Annotated in this window: 20 protein-coding genes, 2 tRNA genes, 2 pseudogenes and 1 riboswitch; of the genes and pseudogenes, 23 read left to right on the top strand and 1 reads right to left on the bottom strand. The window is 47.1% G+C overall.

The window, feature by feature from the left end; translation table 11 throughout:
- Positions 1–81 precede the first annotated feature (81 nt).
- The 9 genes from NYE38_RS13860 to NYE38_RS13820 all read left to right on the top strand — a co-directional run bounded on the left by NYE38_RS13860 (position 82) and on the right by NYE38_RS13820 (position 10709).
- Positions 82–1770, top strand: coding sequence for an AMP-binding protein (locus tag NYE38_RS13860; RefSeq protein ID WP_017418312.1), 1689 nt, complete (start codon positions 82–84; stop codon positions 1768–1770).
- A gap of 88 nt (positions 1771–1858) precedes the next feature.
- On the top strand, positions 1859–2443 hold the full coding sequence (locus NYE38_RS13855) for a TetR/AcrR family transcriptional regulator (RefSeq protein ID WP_007408119.1): 585 nt from the start codon (positions 1859–1861) through the stop codon (positions 2441–2443).
- 13 nt (positions 2444–2456) lie between these two features.
- A complete protein-coding gene (locus NYE38_RS13850; protein ID WP_017418311.1) occupies positions 2457–3236 on the top strand; it encodes an enoyl-CoA hydratase in 780 nt (259 codons plus the stop codon).
- A gap of 13 nt (positions 3237–3249) precedes the next feature.
- A complete protein-coding gene (locus tag NYE38_RS13845) occupies positions 3250–4023 on the top strand; it encodes an electron transfer flavoprotein subunit beta/FixA family protein (RefSeq protein ID WP_017418310.1) in 774 nt (257 codons plus the stop codon).
- 31 nt (positions 4024–4054) lie between these two features.
- Positions 4055–5032 carry an electron transfer flavoprotein subunit alpha/FixB family protein gene (locus NYE38_RS13840; RefSeq protein ID WP_017418309.1) on the top strand — a complete coding sequence of 326 codons (978 nt, stop codon included), beginning with the start codon at positions 4055–4057 and terminating at the stop codon, positions 5030–5032.
- 208 nt (positions 5033–5240) lie between these two features.
- The gene (locus tag NYE38_RS13835) at positions 5241–6731 is read left to right on the top strand and encodes an alpha-N-arabinofuranosidase (protein WP_224446906.1); all 1491 of its coding nucleotides are present in this window, start codon (positions 5241–5243) and stop codon (positions 6729–6731) included.
- 152 nt (positions 6732–6883) lie between these two features.
- Positions 6884–7198 carry a thioredoxin gene (gene trxA / locus NYE38_RS13830; protein WP_003152560.1) on the top strand — a complete coding sequence of 105 codons (315 nt, stop codon included), beginning with the start codon at positions 6884–6886 and terminating at the stop codon, positions 7196–7198.
- Positions 7199–7340: 142 nt separating this feature from the next.
- The gene (uvrC, locus tag NYE38_RS13825) at positions 7341–9113 is read left to right on the top strand and encodes an excinuclease ABC subunit UvrC (protein WP_017418307.1); all 1773 of its coding nucleotides are present in this window, start codon (positions 7341–7343) and stop codon (positions 9111–9113) included.
- A 61-nt stretch (positions 9114–9174) separates the two neighbouring features.
- Positions 9175–9354: riboswitch (Lysine riboswitch) on the top strand.
- A 125-nt stretch (positions 9355–9479) separates the two neighbouring features.
- Entirely contained in the window at positions 9480–10709 is a 1230-nt protein-coding gene (locus NYE38_RS13820; RefSeq protein WP_014418576.1) for an aspartate kinase, read from the top strand.
- A gap of 46 nt (positions 10710–10755) precedes the next feature.
- Here NYE38_RS13820 and NYE38_RS13815 read toward each other — a convergent pair whose 3' ends face one another.
- The gene (locus tag NYE38_RS13815) at positions 10756–11202 is read right to left on the bottom strand and encodes a YslB family protein (RefSeq protein WP_007612940.1); all 447 of its coding nucleotides are present in this window, start codon (positions 11200–11202) and stop codon (positions 10756–10758) included.
- Positions 11203–11498: 296 nt separating this feature from the next.
- Here NYE38_RS13815 and sdhC point away from each other — a divergent pair, with 296 nt between their 5' ends.
- The 14 genes and pseudogenes from sdhC to NYE38_RS13745 form a co-directional block, all read left to right on the top strand.
- Positions 11499–12107 (top strand): succinate dehydrogenase cytochrome B558, encoded by a 609-nt coding sequence (gene sdhC, locus NYE38_RS13810; protein ID WP_003152571.1) that lies wholly within the window; start codon positions 11499–11501, stop codon positions 12105–12107.
- A 33-nt stretch (positions 12108–12140) separates the two neighbouring features.
- Positions 12141–13901: a succinate dehydrogenase flavoprotein subunit gene (sdhA, locus tag NYE38_RS13805; protein WP_003152573.1), complete on the top strand. Its 1761-nt coding sequence runs from the start codon at positions 12141–12143 to the stop codon at positions 13899–13901.
- Positions 13902–13903: 2 nt separating this feature from the next.
- Complete coding sequence (sdhB, locus tag NYE38_RS13800; RefSeq protein ID WP_003152575.1) at positions 13904–14662, top strand: succinate dehydrogenase iron-sulfur subunit; 759 nt, start codon at positions 13904–13906, stop codon at positions 14660–14662.
- Between the two features lie 59 nt (positions 14663–14721).
- Positions 14722–15159 (top strand): thioesterase family protein, encoded by a 438-nt coding sequence (locus NYE38_RS13795; RefSeq protein WP_012118126.1) that lies wholly within the window; start codon positions 14722–14724, stop codon positions 15157–15159.
- A gap of 120 nt (positions 15160–15279) precedes the next feature.
- Positions 15280–15504: a spore germination transcription factor GerE gene (gerE, locus tag NYE38_RS13790; protein ID WP_003152579.1), complete on the top strand. Its 225-nt coding sequence runs from the start codon at positions 15280–15282 to the stop codon at positions 15502–15504.
- A gap of 186 nt (positions 15505–15690) precedes the next feature.
- Positions 15691–16130, top strand: a pseudogene (locus NYE38_RS13785) (MarR family transcriptional regulator).
- Positions 16131–16137: 7 nt separating this feature from the next.
- Complete coding sequence (racE, locus tag NYE38_RS13780; protein WP_012118125.1) at positions 16138–16956, top strand: glutamate racemase; 819 nt, start codon at positions 16138–16140, stop codon at positions 16954–16956.
- A gap of 105 nt (positions 16957–17061) precedes the next feature.
- Positions 17062–18147 carry a GerMN domain-containing protein gene (locus NYE38_RS13775; RefSeq protein WP_014418573.1) on the top strand — a complete coding sequence of 362 codons (1086 nt, stop codon included), beginning with the start codon at positions 17062–17064 and terminating at the stop codon, positions 18145–18147.
- 109 nt (positions 18148–18256) lie between these two features.
- Positions 18257–18994 carry a ribonuclease PH gene (gene rph, locus NYE38_RS13770; RefSeq protein ID WP_007612934.1) on the top strand — a complete coding sequence of 246 codons (738 nt, stop codon included), beginning with the start codon at positions 18257–18259 and terminating at the stop codon, positions 18992–18994.
- 11 nt (positions 18995–19005) lie between these two features.
- Positions 19006–19602: an XTP/dITP diphosphatase gene (locus tag NYE38_RS13765; protein ID WP_087920775.1), complete on the top strand. Its 597-nt coding sequence runs from the start codon at positions 19006–19008 to the stop codon at positions 19600–19602.
- Positions 19603–19617: 15 nt separating this feature from the next.
- On the top strand, positions 19618–20127 hold the full coding sequence (locus NYE38_RS13760; RefSeq protein WP_071181914.1) for a metallophosphoesterase: 510 nt from the start codon (positions 19618–19620) through the stop codon (positions 20125–20127).
- A 113-nt stretch (positions 20128–20240) separates the two neighbouring features.
- Positions 20241–20314 (top strand) — tRNA-Arg (locus NYE38_RS13755).
- 124 nt (positions 20315–20438) lie between these two features.
- Positions 20439–20512, top strand: a tRNA-Arg gene (locus tag NYE38_RS13750).
- Between the two features lie 125 nt (positions 20513–20637).
- Positions 20638–21164: pseudogene (locus NYE38_RS13745) on the top strand (site-specific integrase); the annotation flags it as partial.
- Between the last annotated feature and the right edge of the window lie 118 nt (positions 21165–21282).

Here is a 21282-nt window from a genome sequence, read left to right as displayed (position 1 = left end):
ATTTCACATGAAACGCTTTCCAATTCCAATCACCCTTCTGCTATAATAATAGTGTATAGGAAAACAGAAGGGAGAGGTATTATGCAGTCTGAAAAGCCATGGCTTTCTCAATATCCCGAAGAGATTCCGCATGAGCTTGAATTTACTGATCAAACCCTGCCATCCAATCTGACAAACTCCGCAGCTCAATTCCCGAACCACACCGCCATTTATTTTCTCGGAAAAAAACTCACATTCCAAGACGTTCTCACAGATTCGTTAAAGCTGGCCGCTTTTTTACGCAAAACAGGCCTGAAAAAAGGTGACAGAGCCGCCATTATGCTGCCCAATTGTCCGCAGTCGGTCATCGCTTTTTACGGCGTATTGTTTGCCGGCGGCATTGTCGTTCAGACCAATCCTCTCTACACGGAACACGAGCTTGAGTATCAGCTGAAAGACAGTGCGCCGCGCGTGATCATCACCCTCGATATGCTGTTTCCGAAGGTGATAAAAATGAAAACGTTATCAATCGTCGAACGCATTATTACAACGAGTATAAAAGACTTTTTGCCGTTCCCGAAAAATATGCTGTATACGCTCACGCAAAAACAACAGGTGCATATTGATTATGACGGCTGCGAACAAATTCACAAATTAGCGGATATTTTAAAAAACGAAAGAGCGGAGGAAGCGGAGCCATTTGATATTGACCCTGCGCATGACATCGCCGTGCTTCAATACACGGGCGGAACAACCGGCTACCCGAAAGGCGTCATGCTCACACACCGGAACATTCAGGCCAATACAGAAATGTGCGCCGCCTGGATGTACAAAATGAAAAAGGGAGCCGAAAAGGTGCTCGGCATCGTGCCTTTTTTTCATGTGTACGGATTGACCGCCGTGCTCAATTTTTCCATTATGCAGGGATGTGAAATGATCCTTCTTCCCAAATTCAATCCTTTGGATACCCTGAAAACAATCGACAGGCTGAAGCCGACGGTTTTTCCAGGGGCGCCGACGATTTACATCGGGCTGTTGCATCACCCGGAGCTGAATAAGTATGATTTGTCCTCCATTGAAAGCTGTCCGAGCGGTTCAGCGGCGCTTCCGGTTGAGGTCAAACAGAAATTTGAAAAAGTGACCGGAGGAAAGCTTGTGGAAGGCTACGGATTATCCGAAGCATCACCGGTTACCCATTCAAACTTCATTTGGGGAAAAAATAAACCCGGCAGCATCGGCTGTCCCTGGCCCAATACCGACGCCGGAATCTATTCAGAAGAAAAAGGCGGGCTTGCGGGGCCGTATGAACACGGCGAGCTGATCGTAAAAGGTCCTCAGGTCATGAAAGGATACTGGAATAAGCAGGAGGAGACGGCGCGTGTCATCAGAGACGGCTGGCTGTTTACCGGAGATATGGGATATATGGATGAGGAAGGATTTTTCTACATCGCCGACAGGAAAAAAGACATCATCATTGCCGGCGGATACAACATTTACCCCCGGGAGGTGGAAGAGGCGCTGTATGAGCATGAAGCCGTTCAGGAAATCGTCGTAGCGGGCGTTCCTGATTCCTACAGGGGGGAAACGGTGAAAGCATTTATCGTTTTGAAAAAAGGCGCCGAGGCAGATGCCGATGAGCTTGATGCGTTTGCAAGAGAGCGGCTTGCGCCGTACAAAGTCCCGAAGCTGTACGAATTCAGAAAAGAGCTTCCGAAAACGGCCGTCGGAAAAATATTAAGAAGGCGTTTAGTTGAAGAGGAAGATGTTTCCCGTGAAAACAAGGTGCCTTAAAAGAAAAACTTGACAAAATCGGGAATCCTTTTTATCATGAAGTTATGAATGAATAGTCATTCATTTATCGAAGGAAGGAACGATGACATTGAACCAAAAACGGCCAAAGTATATGCAGATTATTGATGCAGCAGTAGAAGTCATAGCGGAAAACGGCTATCACCAATCACAGGTGTCCAAAATCGCCAAGCAGGCCGGCGTTGCGGACGGCACCATCTATTTATATTTCAAAAACAAAGAGGATATACTCATTTCTCTTTTTAAAGAAAAGATGGGCCAGTTCATTGAACGCATGGAAGAAGAAGTGAAAGAAAAAACGACGGCAAAAGAAAAACTCGCCCTCGTTATTAAGCAGCATTTCACACTGCTCGGCAATGACCGCCACCTCGCGATTGTGACCCAGCTTGAGCTCAGACAGTCGAATATCAAGCTGCGCCTGAAAATCAATGATATTTTAAAAGGTTATTTAAACATGCTGGACACCATTTTGACAGAAGGAATCAAGTCGGGGGAATGGAAAGACAATCTCGACGTCCGCCTCGCCCGGCAGATGATATTCGGGACGATAGATGAAACAGTGACAACATGGGTGATGAACGATCAGAAATATGATCTTCCGGATTTGTCAGACAAGGTATTGGAGCTGTTGGTGTCAGGGATTCATCAAAACTAAAGGGGGTTGACGGATGAACAGCCTTTCGATGGCGGTAGAACAATCTGTTGCGGTGATCACCATTAATCATCAGCCGGCCAACGCGCTGTCCGGTGCGGTTTTAGATGAGTTGTCCGGTCTGTTCGACCGGTGTGAAACAGATGACAGCGTCAGAAGTATCATTATTCGCGGTGAGGGAAAATTTTTCTCGGCGGGCGCCGATATAAAGGAATTTACGTCGCTTGAAAATCTTGAGCAATCTTCTGCCATGGCGGATAAAGGCCAGCAGCTGATGGAAAGAATTGAAGGGTTTCCGAAGCCCGTTATCGCAGCGATTCACGGCGCTGCGTTCGGCGGCGGTCTTGAGCTAGCCATGGCCTGCCATATCAGAATCGCTACATTGGATGCAAAGCTCGGCCTGCCCGAGCTGAATCTCGGCATTATTCCGGGCTTTGCCGGGACGCAGCGGCTTCCCCGGTACGTCGGTACGGCGAAAGCGCTTGAAATGATCGGCACTTCAGAACCTGTGACCGGAGAAGAAGCGCTCAGCCTCGGCCTTGTCACGATAGGCGCCGAACATGAGGAAGAGCTGCTGCAAAAAGCGAAAACGCTCGCGGGCAAGTTTGCGGAAAAAAGCCCGCAGTCAATGGCTTATCTGCTTGAGCTCCTTTATTCAAACAAGATCTATTCTTATGACGGCGGCTTAAAGCTTGAAGCAAAGCGCTTTGGGGAAGCATTTGCATCAGATGACGCAAAAGAAGGCATTCAGGCATTTCTCGAAAAAAGAAAGCCTCAATTCGGTGGGCGAAGATAAAGGGGATAAGAATATGAATCTATTTGTACTGATGAAACGGACGTTTGACACAGAAGAGAAAATCGTCATTGAAGCAGGAAAGATTCAGGAGGACGGGGCCGAATTTATCATTAATCCGTATGATGAATACGCCATTGAAGAAGCCATTCAGCTGAAGGAAGAGCACGGCGGAACCGTGACCGCCGTAACCGTCGGCGGAGAAGATGCGGAGAAAGAACTGAGAACCGCCCTTGCGATGGGCTGTGATCAGGCGGTGTTAATCAATATTGAAGATGATTTGAGCGATCCTGACCAATACTCCATTTCAACTATCTTATATCATTATTTCAAGGACCGGGAATATGATCTGATTCTCGGCGGAAATGTCGCGATTGACGGCGGTTCCGGCCAAGTGGCTCCAAGGCTTGCCGAACTGCTTAACATTCCTTGCGTCACAACGATTACAAAACTGACAATCAGCGGCGATGAAGCTGTGGCAGAGAAAGACAACGAAGGGGATACCGAAATCATTAAAACCTCACTTCCTTTAGTCATCACGGCACAGCAAGGCTTAAACGAGCCGCGCTATCCGTCGCTTCCGGGCATTATGAAGGCGAAGAAAAAACCGCTGGAAGAACTTGAGCTCGATGATCTCGGCATTGATGAAGATGATGCCGCACCGAAGCTCAAAACGATCGAACGTTTTCTGCCGCCGCAAAAAGAAGCGGGCAGACTGATCGAAGGAGAAGCCGCTGAGCAGGCGAAGGAGCTTGTCTCACTGCTGAGAAAAGAAGCCAAAGTCGTATAAACTGATATTAAAGAAACTGGGGGATGTCAGAATGGGAAAAAAAGTGATCGTACTCGGAGAAATTCGTGACGGCGCCTTACGGAACGTCACCTTTGAAGCCATAGCCGCAGGCAAAACCATTTCCGGCGGAGGAGATGTCATCGGCGTGCTGATGGGAAAGGGCGCGGCTGATGCAGCATCAGAACTCATTCAGTACGGCGCCGACAAAGTATTTACGGCCGATTCGCCGGGGCTTTCTCAGTATACGGCGGACGGATATGCCGCGGTTCTCGGGGATTTGATCGAAAATGAAAAGCCTGATGCGGTCATTTTCGGCCACACTTCTATGGGAAAAGATTTGTCACCTAAGCTTGCGGCCCGGTTTGAAACGGGGCTGATTTCAGACAGCACGGATGTAAGCGTTACCGGAGATAACATCGTTTTTACAAGACCGATCTATTCCGGCAAAGCCTTTGAACAGGTGATTTCAACCGATCCTTTCATTCTGGCGACAATTCGTCCGAATAATATTCAGGCATTAGAAAAAGACGCGAACCGGACGGGTGATATTGAAGAGCTTGCGGCGCCTCCGGCAGATTTGCGGACGGTCATTGAAGAAGTAGTCAAAAAAACGGCGGACGGCGTGGATTTATCAGAAGCGAAAATTATCGTAGCAGGCGGCCGCGGTGTAAAAAGCAAAGATGGATTTGAACCGTTAAAAGAACTTGCCGAGGTGCTCGGAGCAGCGGTGGGCGCTTCGCGCGGCGCGTGTGACGCGGACTACTGCGACTATTCTCTTCAAATCGGCCAGACGGGAAAAGTTGTCACGCCGGATTTGTATATCGCCTGCGGCATTTCCGGAGCGATTCAGCATTTGGCGGGCATGTCAAACAGTAAGGTCATCGTTGCCATTAACAAAGACCCGGAAGCGGAAATATTTAAAATAGCGGACTACGGAATTGTCGGCGATTTGTTCGAAGTGGTACCGCTTCTGACCCAGGAATTTAAAAATGCCAATATTCATTCATAATCAAAACCCTCTGGCTTATTTGTCAGAGGGTTTTGATTTGTGTTAATTAGTTCGTACAAATTACAGATTAATAAAACAATAGATTGACATGTACGAACCAATGTAATAAGCTTTTGTAAAGCGCTTACAAACTTATCCATTCAGCATACATCCCAGATAGATCGGCTCTAGTGCTTTCATTCTTATTAAGGGGAAGGAATGATCAAGTTTGTCTCACAATACGGCAGTCATTCAAACTGATATCACACGGGGAACCATTAATAAAAACATATACGGACATTTCGCGGAACACCTGGGAAGAGGCATATATGAGGGCATCTGGGTCGGAAAAGATTCCGATATTCCGAATACCGGAGGGGTCAGGACGGATGTCGCCGCCGCCCTCAAACAGCTTCAGATTCCCGTCCTCAGGTGGCCGGGCGGCTGTTTTGCTGATGAATATCATTGGGCAAACGGCGTAGGGAAACGCAAAACCATGCTGAATACCCATTGGGGCGGGACGATTGATTCTAATGAATTCGGCACGCACGAGTTTATGATGCTTTGTGAAATGCTCGGATGCGAACCGTACATCGCCGGAAACGTCGGCAGCGGAACGGTTAAAGAAATGGCTGATTGGATTGAATACATGACGTTTGAAGCAGGCACCCCGATGTCCGACTGGAGAAAAGAAAACGGGCGGGAAAAACCGTGGAAGCTGAAATATTTCGGAATAGGAAATGAGAACTGGGGCTGCGGCGGAAACATGCATCCTGAGTATTATGCCGACCTTTACAGAAACTTTCAAACCTATGTCCGCAATTACAGCGGTAATGAAATCTATAAAATTGCCGGCGGCGCGAATGTCGACGATTACCGCTGGACTGAAATTTTAATGAAAAAAGCCGCTGATCTCATGGACGGGCTGAGCCTGCATTATTACACAATACCGGGCGACTTCTGGAAGGGGAAAGGATCAGCGACGGAGTTTACGGAAGATGAATGGTTCATCACGATGAAAAAAGCGGCGCATATGGATGAATTGATCACAAGGCACAGCGCCATCATGGATCAGTACGATCCCGAAAAAAGAGTCGGGCTGATCATTGATGAATGGGGCACGTGGCTTGATCCTGAGCCGGGCACGAATCCGGGCTTTCTGTATCAGCAGAATACGATCCGCGACGCCCTTGTCGCCGCCGCGCATTTTCACATTTTTCATCAGCACGCAGACCGCGTACAGATGGCCAATATCGCGCAAACCGTCAACGTGCTTCAGGCAATGATCCTGACAGAAGGGAACGATATGCTGTTGACGCCGACGTATCATGTGTTTGATATGTTTAAGGTGCACCAGGACGCATCTCTTTTGGCGGCAGAAACAAATGCAGCCGGGTACGAATGGAATGACGGCCGGCTCCCGCAAGTCAGCATTTCAGCGTCCAAACAGCAAAACGGAGACATACATATCAGCATTTGCAATATCGATCATCTGCAAAAAGCTGACGTGAAGATTGAACTGCGGGGCATGAAAAAGACAGGGGCGCCTTCGGGAACGATTCTGCACGCGGAAAAAATGAATGCCCACAATACATTCAGCAGTCCGGAAAACGTCAAACCGAAGCCGTTTTCCGGGTTTGCTCAAAAGAGCGGAAAACTTGAGGCGGAGCTTCCTCCGATGGCGATTGTATTAATCACGCTGCCTGCGGGTCCATCTTAAGTTTTGAACGCCCGCCGCCCGGTTATAATACACTGTATAAATAAGATTATTTCCGGCGGGTTCGGGAGAAAATAATATAAGCATTAAATTAGCATGAACGAATGGGAGATGCTATACTAAAAATCATCATTTGACAATTGGAGGAATAACAAATGGCTATCGTAAAAGCAACTGATCAATCGTTCTCAGCTGAAACAAGTGAAGGTGTCGTATTGGCTGATTTCTGGGCTCCTTGGTGCGGACCTTGTAAAATGATCGCGCCCGTTCTTGAAGAGCTTGATCAAGAAATGGGAGACAAACTGAAAATCGTCAAAATCGACGTGGATGAAAACCAAGAAACTGCCGGTAAATACGGCGTCATGAGCATCCCGACACTTCTCGTGTTAAAAGACGGAGAAGTCGTTGAAACATCTGTCGGTTTCAAACCGAAAGAAGCTCTTGAAGAGCTTGTAAACAAACATCTGTAAGCCGAAAGCTTCCGTTACGGCAGGGCGATTCCTTTGAAAGGGAATCGCCTTTTTTGATCTTCCAAAAGCTGAAAATGGAGAAAAACAAATGTTCGTGATACACTGAATGGACACGAGAAATGAATGTAAGGAAGGGTAACGTATGAATAAACAACTGAAAGAAAAGCTGGCCCTCCTTCCCGATCAGCCGGGCTGTTATTTAATGAAAGACCGTCAAAAAACAGTCATCTACGTGGGGAAAGCGAAAGTCTTGAAAAACAGGGTGCGATCTTATTTCACCGGTTCTCACGACGCAAAAACCCAACGGCTTGTGACGGAGATTGAGGACTTTGAATATATCGTGACTTCCTCCAATCTTGAAGCGCTTATTTTGGAAATGAATCTGATTAAAAAATACGATCCGAAATACAATGTCATGCTGAAAGATGATAAAACCTATCCCTTTATTAAAATCACCCATGAACGCCATCCGCGGCTGATTGTCACCCGGAATGTCAAAAAAGACAAAGGACGCTATTTCGGCCCGTATCCGAATGTGCAGGCGGCGCGGGAAACGAAAAAACTGTTGGACCGCCTTTACCCGCTCAGGAAGTGCTCAAAGCTTCCGGACCGCGTCTGTCTTTATTATCATCTCGGACAATGCCTCGCCCCATGTGTAAAGGATATATCTGAGGAGACAAACCGCGAGATTGTTGAAGACATCACCCGTTTTTTAAAGGGAGGGCATAACGAAATCAAAAAAGAGCTCGAAGCGAAAATGGCAGAAGCGGCGGAAAAGCTTGAATTTGAACGGGCTAAAGAATTCCGCGACCAGCTTGTTCACATCGAATCGACGATGGAGAAGCAAAAAATGACCATGAATGACCTTCTGGACCGCGATGTGTTTGCATATGCCTACGATAAAGGCTGGATGTGCGTCCAAGTCTTTTTCATTCGCCAAGGAAAACTGATCGAACGCGACGTCAGCATGTTTCCGATGTATCAGGAAGCGGATGAAGAATTCCTGACCTTCATCGGCCAGTTCTATTCCAAAAACAATCACTTTCTGCCTAAGGAAATTCTGGTGCCTGACAGCGTTGACAGGGACATGATCAGCGAGCTGTTGGAAACCGCCGTGCATCAGCCGAAAAAAGGCCCGAAAAAAGAGCTGCTTTTGCTTGCGCACAAAAATGCGAAAATTGCTCTGCGGGAAAAATTCTCGTTAATCGAGCGGGATGAGGAACGGTCGATCGGTGCAGCCGAACGGCTCGGCGAAGCGCTGAATATTTACACGCCGCATCGGATTGAAGCGTTTGACAACTCCAATATTCAAGGCACAAACCCCGTATCGGCCATGATTGTCTTTATTGACGGAAAACCGAATAAAAAGGAATACCGCAAATATAAAATTAAAACCGTAACAGGGCCGGATGATTACGGCTCAATGAGGGAAGTCGTCAGAAGAAGGTACACGAGGGTGCTCCGCGAAAATCTTCCGCTGCCGGATTTAATCATCATTGACGGCGGAAAAGGGCAGATTAACGCGGCGCGCGACGTGCTCGAGAATGAGCTCGGCCTTGATGTCCCGGTAGCGGGATTGGCGAAAGATGATAAACACCGAACATCGAACCTTTTGATCGGCGACCCGCTTGAACCGGTGTTTCTGGAGCGGAACAGCCAAGAGTTTTACCTGCTTCAGCGTATTCAGGACGAAGTTCACCGTTTTGCGATCAGCTTTCACAGACAGATCCGGGGAAAAAGCGTCTTTCAATCCGTTCTGGATGATATCCCCGGAATCGGCGAAAAACGCAAAAAAATGCTCTTAAAACATTTCGGATCTGTCAAAAAGATGAAGGAAGCAAGCCTTGACGATATCAAAAAAGCCGGTGTGCCGGCCGCGGCGGCCCAGCTGCTGTTTGAAAAATTGAAAAAATAGTATTGTGCTTTTCTGAAAAATCTGCTAGAATGTGAACTAATTTCATAAGATCGTGTTATATGGTGAAGATAGAGGTGCGAACTTCAATAGTAAGCCTTTGGAGAATGATGGATTCTGCGAAAAAGGCTGAAAGGGGAGCGTCGCCGAAGTGTATCACATCCCATCGGTGTGATTTGCTGGCCTTGCATTAAATAAATGTAAGGCTGTCAAGAATTCATTTTCTTGGAGGGCTATCTCGTTGTTCATAATCAATCGTAATGATATGAAAAAGCAATGAGAGCTATTCCTCTCATTGCTTTTTTTATTGTGGACAAAACGCTCTTTTCTCCTCACCCGCACGAACCAAAATGTAAAGGGTGGTCTAGTATGGGTCTTATCGTACAAAAATTCGGAGGCACTTCCGTCGGCTCTGCCGAAAAAATTCAAAATGCTGCAAATCGCGCCATTGCTGAAAAGCAAAAAGGCCATGATATCGTAGTCGTCGTTTCGGCAATGGGAAAATCAACCGACGCGCTCGTTAACCTCGCGGCTGAAATCACATCTGAACCAAGCAGACGCGAGATGGATATGCTTTTGTCAACGGGAGAGCAGGTCACGATTTCCCTTTTGGCCATGGCGCTTCAGGAAAAAGGATATGGCGCCGTCTCTTATACGGGCTGGCAGGCGGGTGTCCGCACGGAAGCCGTTCACGGTAATGCGAGAATTACGGATATTGATATTACGGCGATTCGTTCGCAGCTTGCAGAAGGCAAAATCACAGTCGTTGCCGGTTTTCAGGGTGTAACGGAAGACGGCGGCATCACGACGCTCGGACGGGGCGGTTCCGATACGACGGCGGTCGCTCTTGCAGCAGCGCTGGAAGCGGATAAATGCGACATTTATACAGATGTTCCGGGCGTATTTACGACAGATCCGCGGTATGTCCGGTCAGCGAGAAAACTGGCGGGAATTTCTTATGATGAAATGCTGGAGCTTGCAAATCTAGGAGCGGGTGTTCTTCACCCGCGGGCGGTTGAGTTCGCGAAAAACTACCAAGTGCCTTTGGAAGTGCGGTCAAGCACAGAGCATGAAGCGGGAACATTAATTGAGGAGGAATCATCAATGGAGCAGAATTTAATCGTCAGAGGAATTGCATTTGAAGACCAGATCACAAGGGTGTCCGTTACGGGTCTTGCAAGCGGACTGACAACACTTTCAACAATCTTCACCGCGCTGGCAAAACGAAACATCAACGTTGACATTATTATTCAGACACAGTCGGACGATGGGGAAGCGGATATTTCTTTCTCAGTGAAAACGGAAGATGCCGCGCAAACGGTCGCCGTGCTTGAAGAATATAAAAACGCGCTTGACTATGAAAAAATTGAAACCGAAAGAAAACTGGCGAAAGTCTCTATTGTCGGGTCGGGCATGGTTTCAAATCCCGGCGTCGCCGCGGACATGTTTGCCGTACTGGCGGAAAAAAATGTACAAGTCAAAATGGTGAGCACATCTGAAATAAAAGTATCAGCGGTTGTCAGCGAAAATGATATGGTGAAAGCGGTCGAAGCGCTTCATGATGCGTTTGAGCTTTCTAAACAGCCGTCTGCCGTATAAACGGGCAGGCAAAAAGGCGGGACTTGGAGTCACCGCCTTTTTTCAATTATACAGGGTCCTTCATATCCCATTTTACGGTCAGGACGACTTTATCCGCTCTCTTTTTTACCTGTTCATAAGATTCTGCAATCTGATCGTTCATCAATTGAATCTGTTCGGCTATAAAACCGGCTTCAAGCTGAAAACAAGGCTCTTTCTGATGTTTGAGCCTGCTGGATACGAGCGGTCCTTCCAGTTCAAATTCCAGTTCTTGTTTTTTTGATCCTGCGTTTGTCAAAGTTCCCCAGCCGGCTTTTTCAAAAAAGGCGGGGATTTCTTCCCACGATTGAAGAGGAAATTTGCGGGCGAGGCGTTTTCCCGCCCAATACATCATCGATGAATGTTCCGGGCCGAGGATATCCGGAAGCACGATTTCCCGGATTAATTCGTAGCCGTATGCGCTGACGTCGAGTTCAGTTAAAGGTTCTAAAGCTGCTTCATAATTATTCTTCATATTATGTATTCCCCTCTCTCCTTCGTTTATTATAGCTTAAACAGGGGGGAGGATTACAGGATGATCCTATAAAACAAGCGAAAAAATGTGAGAAAGATATCGCAGGAAAATAAAATTTTCCCTCCAGATAATCAATTCCGAAAATTATAATTTATGTACACGTTTTCTTGACGCCCTTTTGAGGGAGGAGTAAAATGAAATTGTCAATAAATTTTAATAAAGTGCTTACAATTGAAACGAAGTGGGGGCAGAGATTTTAGTACATTTCGCACTTAAATCAAACAGGGGGTAAAGTAATGTCTGGGAACAGAGAGTTTTATTTTCGAAGATTGCATTCCTTGCTCGGTGTTATTCCGGTCGGCATCTTTTTGATCCAGCATTTAGTCGTCAACCAATTTGCCGCAAGGGGAGCGGATGCGTTTAACAAGGCGGCCGGCTTTATGGACAGTCTGCCGTTCAGGTATGCGTTAGAAATTTTTATTATTTTCTTACCTTTAATTTATCATGCGGTTTACGGTGTGTACATAGCATTTACTGCGAAAAACAACGCTGGCCACTACAGTTATTTCAGAAACTGGATGTTTGTGCTTCAGCGTGTCACTGGTATTCTCACCCTTATTTTCGTCAGCTGGCATGTATGGCAGACGCGGATTGCCGCGCAGATGGGCGCTGAAGTCAACTTCGATATGATGGCGAATATTCTGAGCTCGCCGTTTATGCTCGGCTTTTACATTGTAGGCGTTTTATCGGTCATTTTTCACTTTTCAAACGGCTTATGGTCTTTTGCGGTCACATGGGGGATCACGGTCACGCCGCGTTCTCAAAGAATTTCGACTTACGTGACGCTGATTATATTTTTAGCGCTTTCATATGTAGGTTTAAAAGCGATTTTTGCGTTTGTGTAAGAGAACTAGATTACTAGAGGGAGAGGGGCTATCATGAGTCAATCAAGCATTATCGTAGTCGGCGGGGGTCTTGCCGGCCTCATGGCGACAATTAAAGCAGCGGAATCAGGCACGGCCGTTAAATTGTTTTCCATCGTTCCGGTCAAACGCTCTCACTCGGTCTGCGCGCAGGGCGGGATAAACGGAGCTGTCAACACAAAAGGGGAAGGAGACTCTCCGTTTGAGCATTTTGATGACACGGTATACGGAGGCGACTTTTTGGCAAACCAGCCTCCTGTAAAAGCGATGTGTGAAGCGGCGCCGTCCATTATCCACTTATTGGACCGCATGGGGGTTATGTTTAACAGAACGCCGGAAGGGCTTTTGGACTTCCGCCGTTTCGGGGGTACACAGCATCACAGAACCGCATACGCGGGAGCGACGACGGGTCAGCAGCTTCTTTACGCACTGGACGAGCAGGTGCGCAGATATGAAGTGGCGGGTCTCGTCACAAAATACGAAGGCTGGGAATTCCTCGGCGCCGTTCTTGACGATGAGCGCACGTGCCGCGGTATCGTAGCCCAAAATCTGACCAATATGCAAATCGAGTCATTCCGTTCTGACGCCGTTATTATGGCGACGGGAGGACCCGGAATCGTATTCGGAAAATCAACAAACAGCATGATCAACACGGGATCTGCCGCATCAATCGTTTATCAGCAGGGCGCTTATTATGCAAACGGCGAATTTATCCAAATTCACCCGACAGCAATCCCGGGGGACGATAAACTGCGTCTGATGAGTGAATCGGCGCGCGGCGAGGGCGGAAGAGTCTGGACGTACAAAGACGGAAAACCTTGGTACTTCCTTGAGGAAAAATATCCGGCTTACGGAAACCTCGTGCCGCGGGATATTGCGACACGTGAAATCTTTGACGTGTGCGTGAATCAGAAACTCGGCATCAACGGAGAAAACATGGTGTATCTCGATCTGTCGCACAAAGATCCGAAAGAGCTTGACGTTAAGCTTGGCGGCATTATCGAAATCTATGAAAAATTCATGGGCGATGACCCGCGCAAGCTTCCGATGAAAATTTTCCCTGCCGTTCACTATTCAATGGGCGGACTGTGGGTTGATTATGATCAGATGACAAGCATCCGCGGACTGTTCGCGGCGGGAGAATGTGATTATTCAATGCACGGAGGAAACCGTTTAGGGGCGAACTCTCTGCTTTCCGCCATCTACGGAGGAATGGTGGCCGGACCGAATGCGGTGAAATATGTTTCCGGACTTGAAACATCAGCGGAAGACCTGTCTTCTTCATTATTTGATTCCTATGTGAAAAAAGAAGAAGAAAAATGGGCCGATATCATGAAGATGGACGGCGACGAAAATGCCTACGTGCTTCACCGCGAGCTCGGAGAATGGATGACGGCCAACGTCACGGTGGTCCGCCACAACGACAAACTTTTGAAAACGGATGACAAGATCCAAGAGCTGATGGAACGCTTTAAGAAAATCAATATCAACGATACGACAAAATGGAGCAACCAAGGGGCGATGTTCACCCGCCAGTTCTCCAATATGCTTCAGCTTGCCAGAGTCATCACGCTCGGCGCATATAACCGAAATGAAAGCCGGGGAGCGCACTATAAACCGGATTTCCCTGAAAGAAATGACGATGAGTGGCTCAAAACGACGATGGCTAAACATGCCGGTCCGTTTGAAGCTCCGGAATTTGAATATCAGGATGTCGATGTATCACTGATTGCGCCCCGTAAACGCGACTACTCGAAGAAGAAGGTGGCGAAATAATCATGAGTGAGAAAAAGATACGGTTTATCATTACACGTCAGGATACGCCCGAAAGCGCGCCATACGATGAAGAATTCGAAATCAATTACCGCCCGAATCTGAACGTGATTTCCGCCCTGATGGAAATCCGCAGAAATCCCGTGAATGCAAAAGGAGAGAAAACCACTCCGGTCGCATGGGACATGAACTGTCTTGAAGAAGTATGCGGCGCCTGCTCCATGGTCATCAACGGGAGACCGCGCCAGTCATGTACGGCGCTGATTGATAAGCTGGAACAGCCGATCCGTCTGAAGCCGATGAAAACATTCCCGGTTGTCCGTGACCTTCAGGTTGACCGCAGCAGAATGTTTGATTCACTGAAAAAAGTGAAAGCATGGGTGCCGATTGACGGGACTTATGATTTGGGGCCGGGGCCGAGAATGCCGGAAAAACGCCGCCAGTGGGCATATGAATTGTCTAAATGCATGACATGCGGCGTCTGCCTCGAAGCCTGCCCGAACGTCAACAGCAAGTCGAAATTCATGGGGCCTGCCCCGATGTCGCAAGTCCGTCTGTTTAACGCCCATCCGACGGGCGCGATGAACAAAGCAGAACGTTTAGAAGCGTTAATGACAGACGGCGGCCTCGGAGATTGCGGGAATTCACAAAACTGTGTGCAATCCTGCCCGAAAGGCATTCCGCTTACGACTTCAATCGCTGCTTTGAACAGAGATACCAATTTACAAGCATTCCGTAATTTCTTCGGAAGCGACAGAGTATAAGAAAGAGAAAAAGAGCCTCTTCCGTACGGGAGAGGTTTTTTTATAAGGAGCTGAAGATGATGAAACAACCGCAATATATTGATATTCCGTTTGAAGAATGGAGACAGTCGTTTTCTTTCTTTACTGAAGTATCGGTTCGTTTTTCAGAAACGGATATGTTCGGCCATATGAATAATGTAACCCCTTTCATCTATTTTGAAGAAGCACGGATCGCTTATTTTAAACAGCGGGGCATAACGGCGCAAAACTCGGAAACGATGACGGTCGTCGCAAGCCAGCAGTGCGACTATATGCGTCAGGTGATGCCGTATGAAAATCTGCGGATTTATGTGAAAGCAAGCGCTGCCGGAAATGCGTCCGTCACCCTTCATTACCTTGGAGAAAATGAGTCGGGCCTGCCGTGCTTTACAGGTTCCGTCGTTATGGTTCAAGTGTCGAAGAAAAGCGGCAAAGCGGTCAGCTGGACGGAGCGGGAGAAAGGCATTCTGCTCGCCTGAACGGATAACTATTTCTCTAAGAGACGTCACCTCCGAAGCGCCCTTTACATATGATATCTTGACTATATAAACCCATTCGTTTCAGATTCGCTCTCACCTTAGCAAGGAGGGTTACAATACTTGAAGGAGAAAGATTTTCAATCAAAGCCGCTGCTGACCAAAAGAGAAAGAGAAGTATTCGAATTGCTCGTTCAAGACAAGACAACAAAGGAAATTGCAAGCGAGCTATTTATCAGTGAAAAAACTGTACGGAATCACATTTCAAATGCCATGCAGAAGTTAGGTGTGAAAGGGCGTTCGCAAGCTGTTGTCGAGCTTCTTAGAATGGGTGAGCTAGAGCTCTGATTCTTGCCGGTTTTCCTTCTTTTCGAGAAGGAGCCGGTTATTTGCGTTGGCGCCCGGGCTGATGGGCATGCGGTGAAAATCCCGGTTTTTCCTTTTTCTCCGTCAGTCTTGCATTTTCTTAAAAAAAGAAGGAAAATAGACACGGAGCGCATAGCCCAGAAAGATCCTTGAGTGAGGGATGGACAAATGACATCAAAATCTGTAGAGCATGTTGCGGATATCGAAAAATCACTCCGCCATATCGCTGCGATCATTAAACAAAAAGGAAGAGAAATCCTTAACCAATATGCAATTACACCGCCGCAATTCGTGGGGCTTCAATGGCTTTATGAATTGGGGGATATGACAATAGGCGAATTATCAGCCAAAATGTATTTGGCTTGCAGCACGACGACGGATCTGATAGACCGCATGGAAAAAATAAGCTTGTCGAGCGGGTCAAAGACCCGGCTGACAGACGGGTCGTCAGAATTCATCTTCTCGCTGAAGGAGAGCGCATTATCCAAGAAGTGATTTTGAAAAGACAGGCTTATTTGCGGGATATGTTTGCGACATTTTCCGAAGAAGAAACAGCCGCTTTCGAAAAATCATTATTGAAACTGCAGCATGAAATGAAAAGAAAATGAGGCGATTTTGTTGGAACAGCCGATAGGAGTCATTGATTCCGGGGTTGGCGGGTTAACCGTTGCTAAGGAAATCATGAGACAGCTACCGAAGGAAAATATCATCTATGTGGGAGATACAAAACGCTGCCCGTACGGCCCGCGTCCTGAAGAAGAAGTTCTTCAATACACGTGGGAAATGACCGATTACCTGCTGGAAAACCACCATATCAAAATGCTCGTGATCGCCTGCAATACGGCCACGGCCATTGCCTTGGAGGATATTCAGCGCAAAACGGATATTCCGGTTGTCGGCGTCATTCAGCCGGGTGCGAGAACGGCGATAAAGGTCACGAAAAACCAGCATATCGGCGTCATCGGCACGGTCAATACCATTAAAAGCAGAGCGTATGAGCAGGCGCTGCTCGGGTTAAACGCAGAACTTCAAGTTGAGAACACGGCTTGTCCGCTGCTCGTGCCGTTTGTAGAAAGCGGACGGTTTCTTCAGGAATCAGCGGAGGAAGCGGTTGAAGCATCGCTTGAGCCTTTAAAAGGTACATCAATTGACACCTTGATTTTAGGATGTACGCATTATCCGATTTTAAAAGATCCGATTCAGAACTATATGGGGGAGCATGTGAAAATCATTTCCTCCGGAGACGAGACGGCGAGAGAAGTGAGCACCATCTTGTCTTATAAAGGTTTGTTAAACCAATCGAAACATGCACCGGAGCATCAATTTCTTACAACGGGAGAGCGGAACGGCTTCGCAAAAATTGCCGAAGACTGGTTCGGCCACGAAATCGGCCATGTCGAGTGCATCTCCCTTCAAGAGCCGGTCAGAAAATAAATCAAAAAACCCGCTGTTTACGGCGGGTTTTTTTGCGCTTCCCGGTCTATTTCCCGGACAGGGCTCGTATACATCATAGTACAAACAGCCTTAGGAGGGAAAAGTATGCTGAAAAAAGGACCTGCAGTCATTGCTGCAACATGTCTTACTTCGGCTTTTGTGTTATCTGGATGCGGTTTGTTTCAATCCGATAAAACAGCCGGGGAAATTGACCCGCCTCAAGACATTTCATATGTAAAGGATGAAGCGGGAATTCAGGCAAAACCAAAGCAGTCAGAGAAAAACGGCACTTCTAAAGCCGACCAGCCGGCCAATACAGTCATGCGAGAGCTGTATCTGATTGATAAAAACGGCTATGTCGCAGCACAGACACTGCCTCTTCCGAACAGTGAGGGAACCGCAAAGCAGGCCCTTGAGTATTTGGTTCAGGGAGGGCCTGTGTCAGAAATCCTGCCGAACGGCTTCAGAGCGGTGCTCCCTGCGGATACGACGGTAAATGTCGATATTAAAAAAGACGGCACTGCCGTCGCTGATTTTTCGAAGGAATTTAAAAACTATAAAAAAGAAGACGAACAAAAAATCCTGCAATCGATTACATGGACGCTTACCCAATTCAGCTCAATAGATAAAGTCAAAATCAGAATCAACGGGCACGAGCTGAAAGAAATGCCTGTGGGCGGCACGCCGATTACGGGCGACTTAAGCAGAAAAGACGGGATTAATATTGAAACGGCCGGAGTGAATGATCTGACAGACACCCATCCGCTGACTGTATATTATCTGGCGGAAACAGAGACAAGCGAATACTACGTGCCTGTCACAAAGCGGATTGACAATTCGGAAACAAATGACATCACCGCTGCCGTTGAACAGCTCGCTGACGGACCGGGCAAAGCAAGCGGGCTTTTGACGGACTTTAATAACGATGTTAAGCTTCTCAGCAAGCCGAAAGTGAAAGACGGCCAGGTTACACTGGACTTTAACAGCTCTATTTACGGAAGCGCCGACGAAAAAACAAAAATGGTATCATCGGGCGTACTGGACAGCATCGTTCTCACGTTAACCGAACAGCCGTCGATCAAAAGTGTTTCTATAAAAGTAAATGGAAAATCAGAACTGGTGAATGAAAAAGGAGAATCCCTTTCAAAACCTGTTTCGAGGCCGTCACAAGTGAATACGGGTAGTTTTTAATTTGCGATTTTTGATATACTAGTAAAAAAGAGGTTAGCGTTCCGGCTGCCTCTTTCTTTATTCACAATCCGGAACAAAAGGTTTATGTACATATAATCGGAGGTAAAATATGAGACACGACGGAAGACAGCACGATGAGCTGCGCCCTATCACATTTGATTTGGATTTTATCACTCACCCGGAAGGCTCTGTTTTAATTACAGCGGGAAATACGAAGGTCATCTGTAATGCATCTGTGGAAGACCGGGTGCCGCCATTTTTACGCGGCGGAGGAAAAGGCTGGATCACAGCGGAATACAGTATGCTTCCCCGCGCGACGAATCAAAGAACGATAAGAGAATCTTCAAAAGGAAAGGTCTCCGGCAGAACGATGGAAATTCAGCGGCTGATCGGGCGCGCGCTCCGGGCCGTCGTTGATTTGGAGAAGCTCGGCGAACGCACGATCTGGATCGACTGTGACGTCATTCAAGCCGACGGCGGAACAAGAACGGCTTCCATTACGGGCGCCTTCTTGGCGATGGCCATTGCGATCGGCAAACTCGTAAAAAGCGGCGTTATCAAAACCTCTCCTGTGACAGATTATCTCGCGGCCATTTCTGTCGGGATGGATAAAGAAGAAGGCCTTCTTTTGGATCTGAATTATGAAGAGGATTCGGCGGCTGAAGTCGACATGAATATTATCATGACGGGAAGCGGACGTTTTGTAGAGCTTCAAGGGACGGGCGAAGAAGCCACATTCTCCCGCGAAGATTTAAACGGACTGTTAAGCCTTGCTGAAAAAGGAATCCAGACGCTTATTCAAAAGCAAAAAGAAGTGCTGGGAGAAACATTGCCTGAACTGAAATAAGAAAGAGAGGCCTGATCACCGTGAAAGAAGCCATTATTGCGACACACAATCAGGGAAAAGTGAAAGAATTCAAGGAAATACTCGAACCGAAAGGCTACAGCGTCTCTTCTTTGGCGGAAATCGGATTTACGGAAGAAATTGAGGAAACCGGACATACCTTTGAAGAAAACGCCATCTTAAAAGCGGAAGCCGTGGCAAAAGCCGTCAACAAAATGGTCATTGCAGACGACTCCGGTTTATCGGTGGACAACCTTGGAGGCAGACCGGGCGTTTATTCGGCCCGTTATGCCGGAGAAGCAAAAGATGATAAGGCGAATATGGACAAGGTGCTGTCAGAATTAAAAGGCATCGAAAAAGAGCAGCGCACGGCCCGTTTCCGCTGCGCCCTTGCCGTCAGCATGCCGGGGCAGGAAACAAAAACGGTCGAAGGTCATGTTGAAGGGTATATTGCGGAAGGACCCGAGGGGGATAACGGGTTCGGCTATGATCCCATTTTTATTGTAAAAGATAAAGATAAAACCATGGCCCAGCTGACAAGCGCTGAGAAAAACAAAATCAGCCACAGGGCTGAGGCGCTCAAGAAACTGTCAAAGCTGCTTGATTCATAAGGGGGAGCGTATGCAATGAAAGTGCTGATAATAAGTGACAGTCACGGCCTTGAAGATGAGCTGGAGACGATTGCAAAGCGGCACGAAGACGAAGCGGATCTGATGATTCATTGCGGTGATTCAGAGCTTGACGCCGCACATCCGGCGCTTACGCCGTATCACACGGTAAAAGGCAATTGCGACTTTGGCGGCGGGTTTCAGGATGAACTCCTTCTGGACGCCGGTTCAAAGAAAATTCTGGCCGTTCACGGGCATCTTCACGGCATTAAACAGTCACTTTTAACTGTTTTTTACCGGGCGGAAGAGCTTGGGGCGGATATCGTCTGCTTCGGCCATTCACATATTGCCGGGAGTGAAGAGCTTCGGGGCAAGCTTTTGATTAATCCGGGCAGCATCCGTCTTCCGAGAGTCCGCAATGTGAAAAGCTATGCCATTCTTACTCTTACAGAAAGAGAAGGCGCCGTGACATTTTACGACGAAACGGGTCGGGAATTGAAGGACTTGGGGAATACAATCAGTTTTTAACAACTGATGGGGGAGATTTCATTCTTCCCCATCAAAAGTTTTTAAAAAAATATTGACTTATGATTTGAACCTGTATATAATAAATCTTGTCGCTGATACATAAAGCAAAAGCTGTCCCAGTAGCTCAGCTGGATAGAGCAACGGCCTTCTAAGCCGTCGGTCGGGAGTTCGAATCTCTCCTGGGACGTACAAAAAAAGAGCTGGTGACATCAGAGTGAAAACTGATGCCGCTGGCCTTTTTTATCGGATGACTATATTGTCAATTCGCTGATATCATGGTAAAATGATCAGCAGAACAATTTGATTTTCATGTCCCAGTAGCTCAGCCGGATAGAGCAACGGCCTTCTAAGCCGTCGGTCGGGAGTTCGAATCTCTCCTGGGACGTATCAAAGTAAACCCCGTCAAATCAACCTTCTATATCGTTTAGTGAAACGGTCAGTATAATGGTCACGTAAGAAATTACACCTGTTATTGGCTTATATCACTTTCGGTATAGGAGGTTTTTTGTTGTGACCAAAAGAAAAGGATTATTAGATGTTGATGTGGATGTAAAGGGATTATTAAATGGATTAACCATTACTAGTACTAGTTCCACCGCTCCAAAAGAAAAAATAAAACAATTTGAGGTCTTGGATGACTCAATGTTGGTTTCTGATGTTCTCGAAACCAACACTAGGCAAATGAAGGTGAGCGGGAATAGAAGCCGTACAATAAGCGATTATGTCCTCCATGTAGAGTATTTTCAGAGTGGAACAAACGTAAACCATGTTGCTGATATTACAGCCGATACGGTCTATAAGTGGCTAGACAGTATGAATGTAAGCAATCAAACCAAATTAACACGATTGAAATGTCTAAAAGCCTTCCTCTCCCGCTGTTTTGATAACGGTTGGATTGAAATAAAATTTTGGAAAACGATTAATATAAAGGTCGATCAAAAGGTTAAAGAAGGGGATGCAGAGCGTGAAGTTATGTATTGCTCTCTTTATTGGACTTAAGCAATTTCATTCAGCTGAGGGATGCTACAGCTTTCCTATCATAAATGAGAATGAAGCTGACTATGTGCTGAAGCGTAAGGTAAATATCATGAAAAAGGCTGAGAAACATCACGAGCAAAGGCTTCAGGAATACAAGGAACAGAATATTAGATTTGC

The organism is Bacillus sp. EU63 (assembly GCF_038592915.1).
GTDB lineage: Bacteria > Bacillota > Bacilli > Bacillales > Bacillaceae > Bacillus > Bacillus velezensis.
This window is presented reverse-complemented; position numbering and strand designations above follow the sequence as displayed.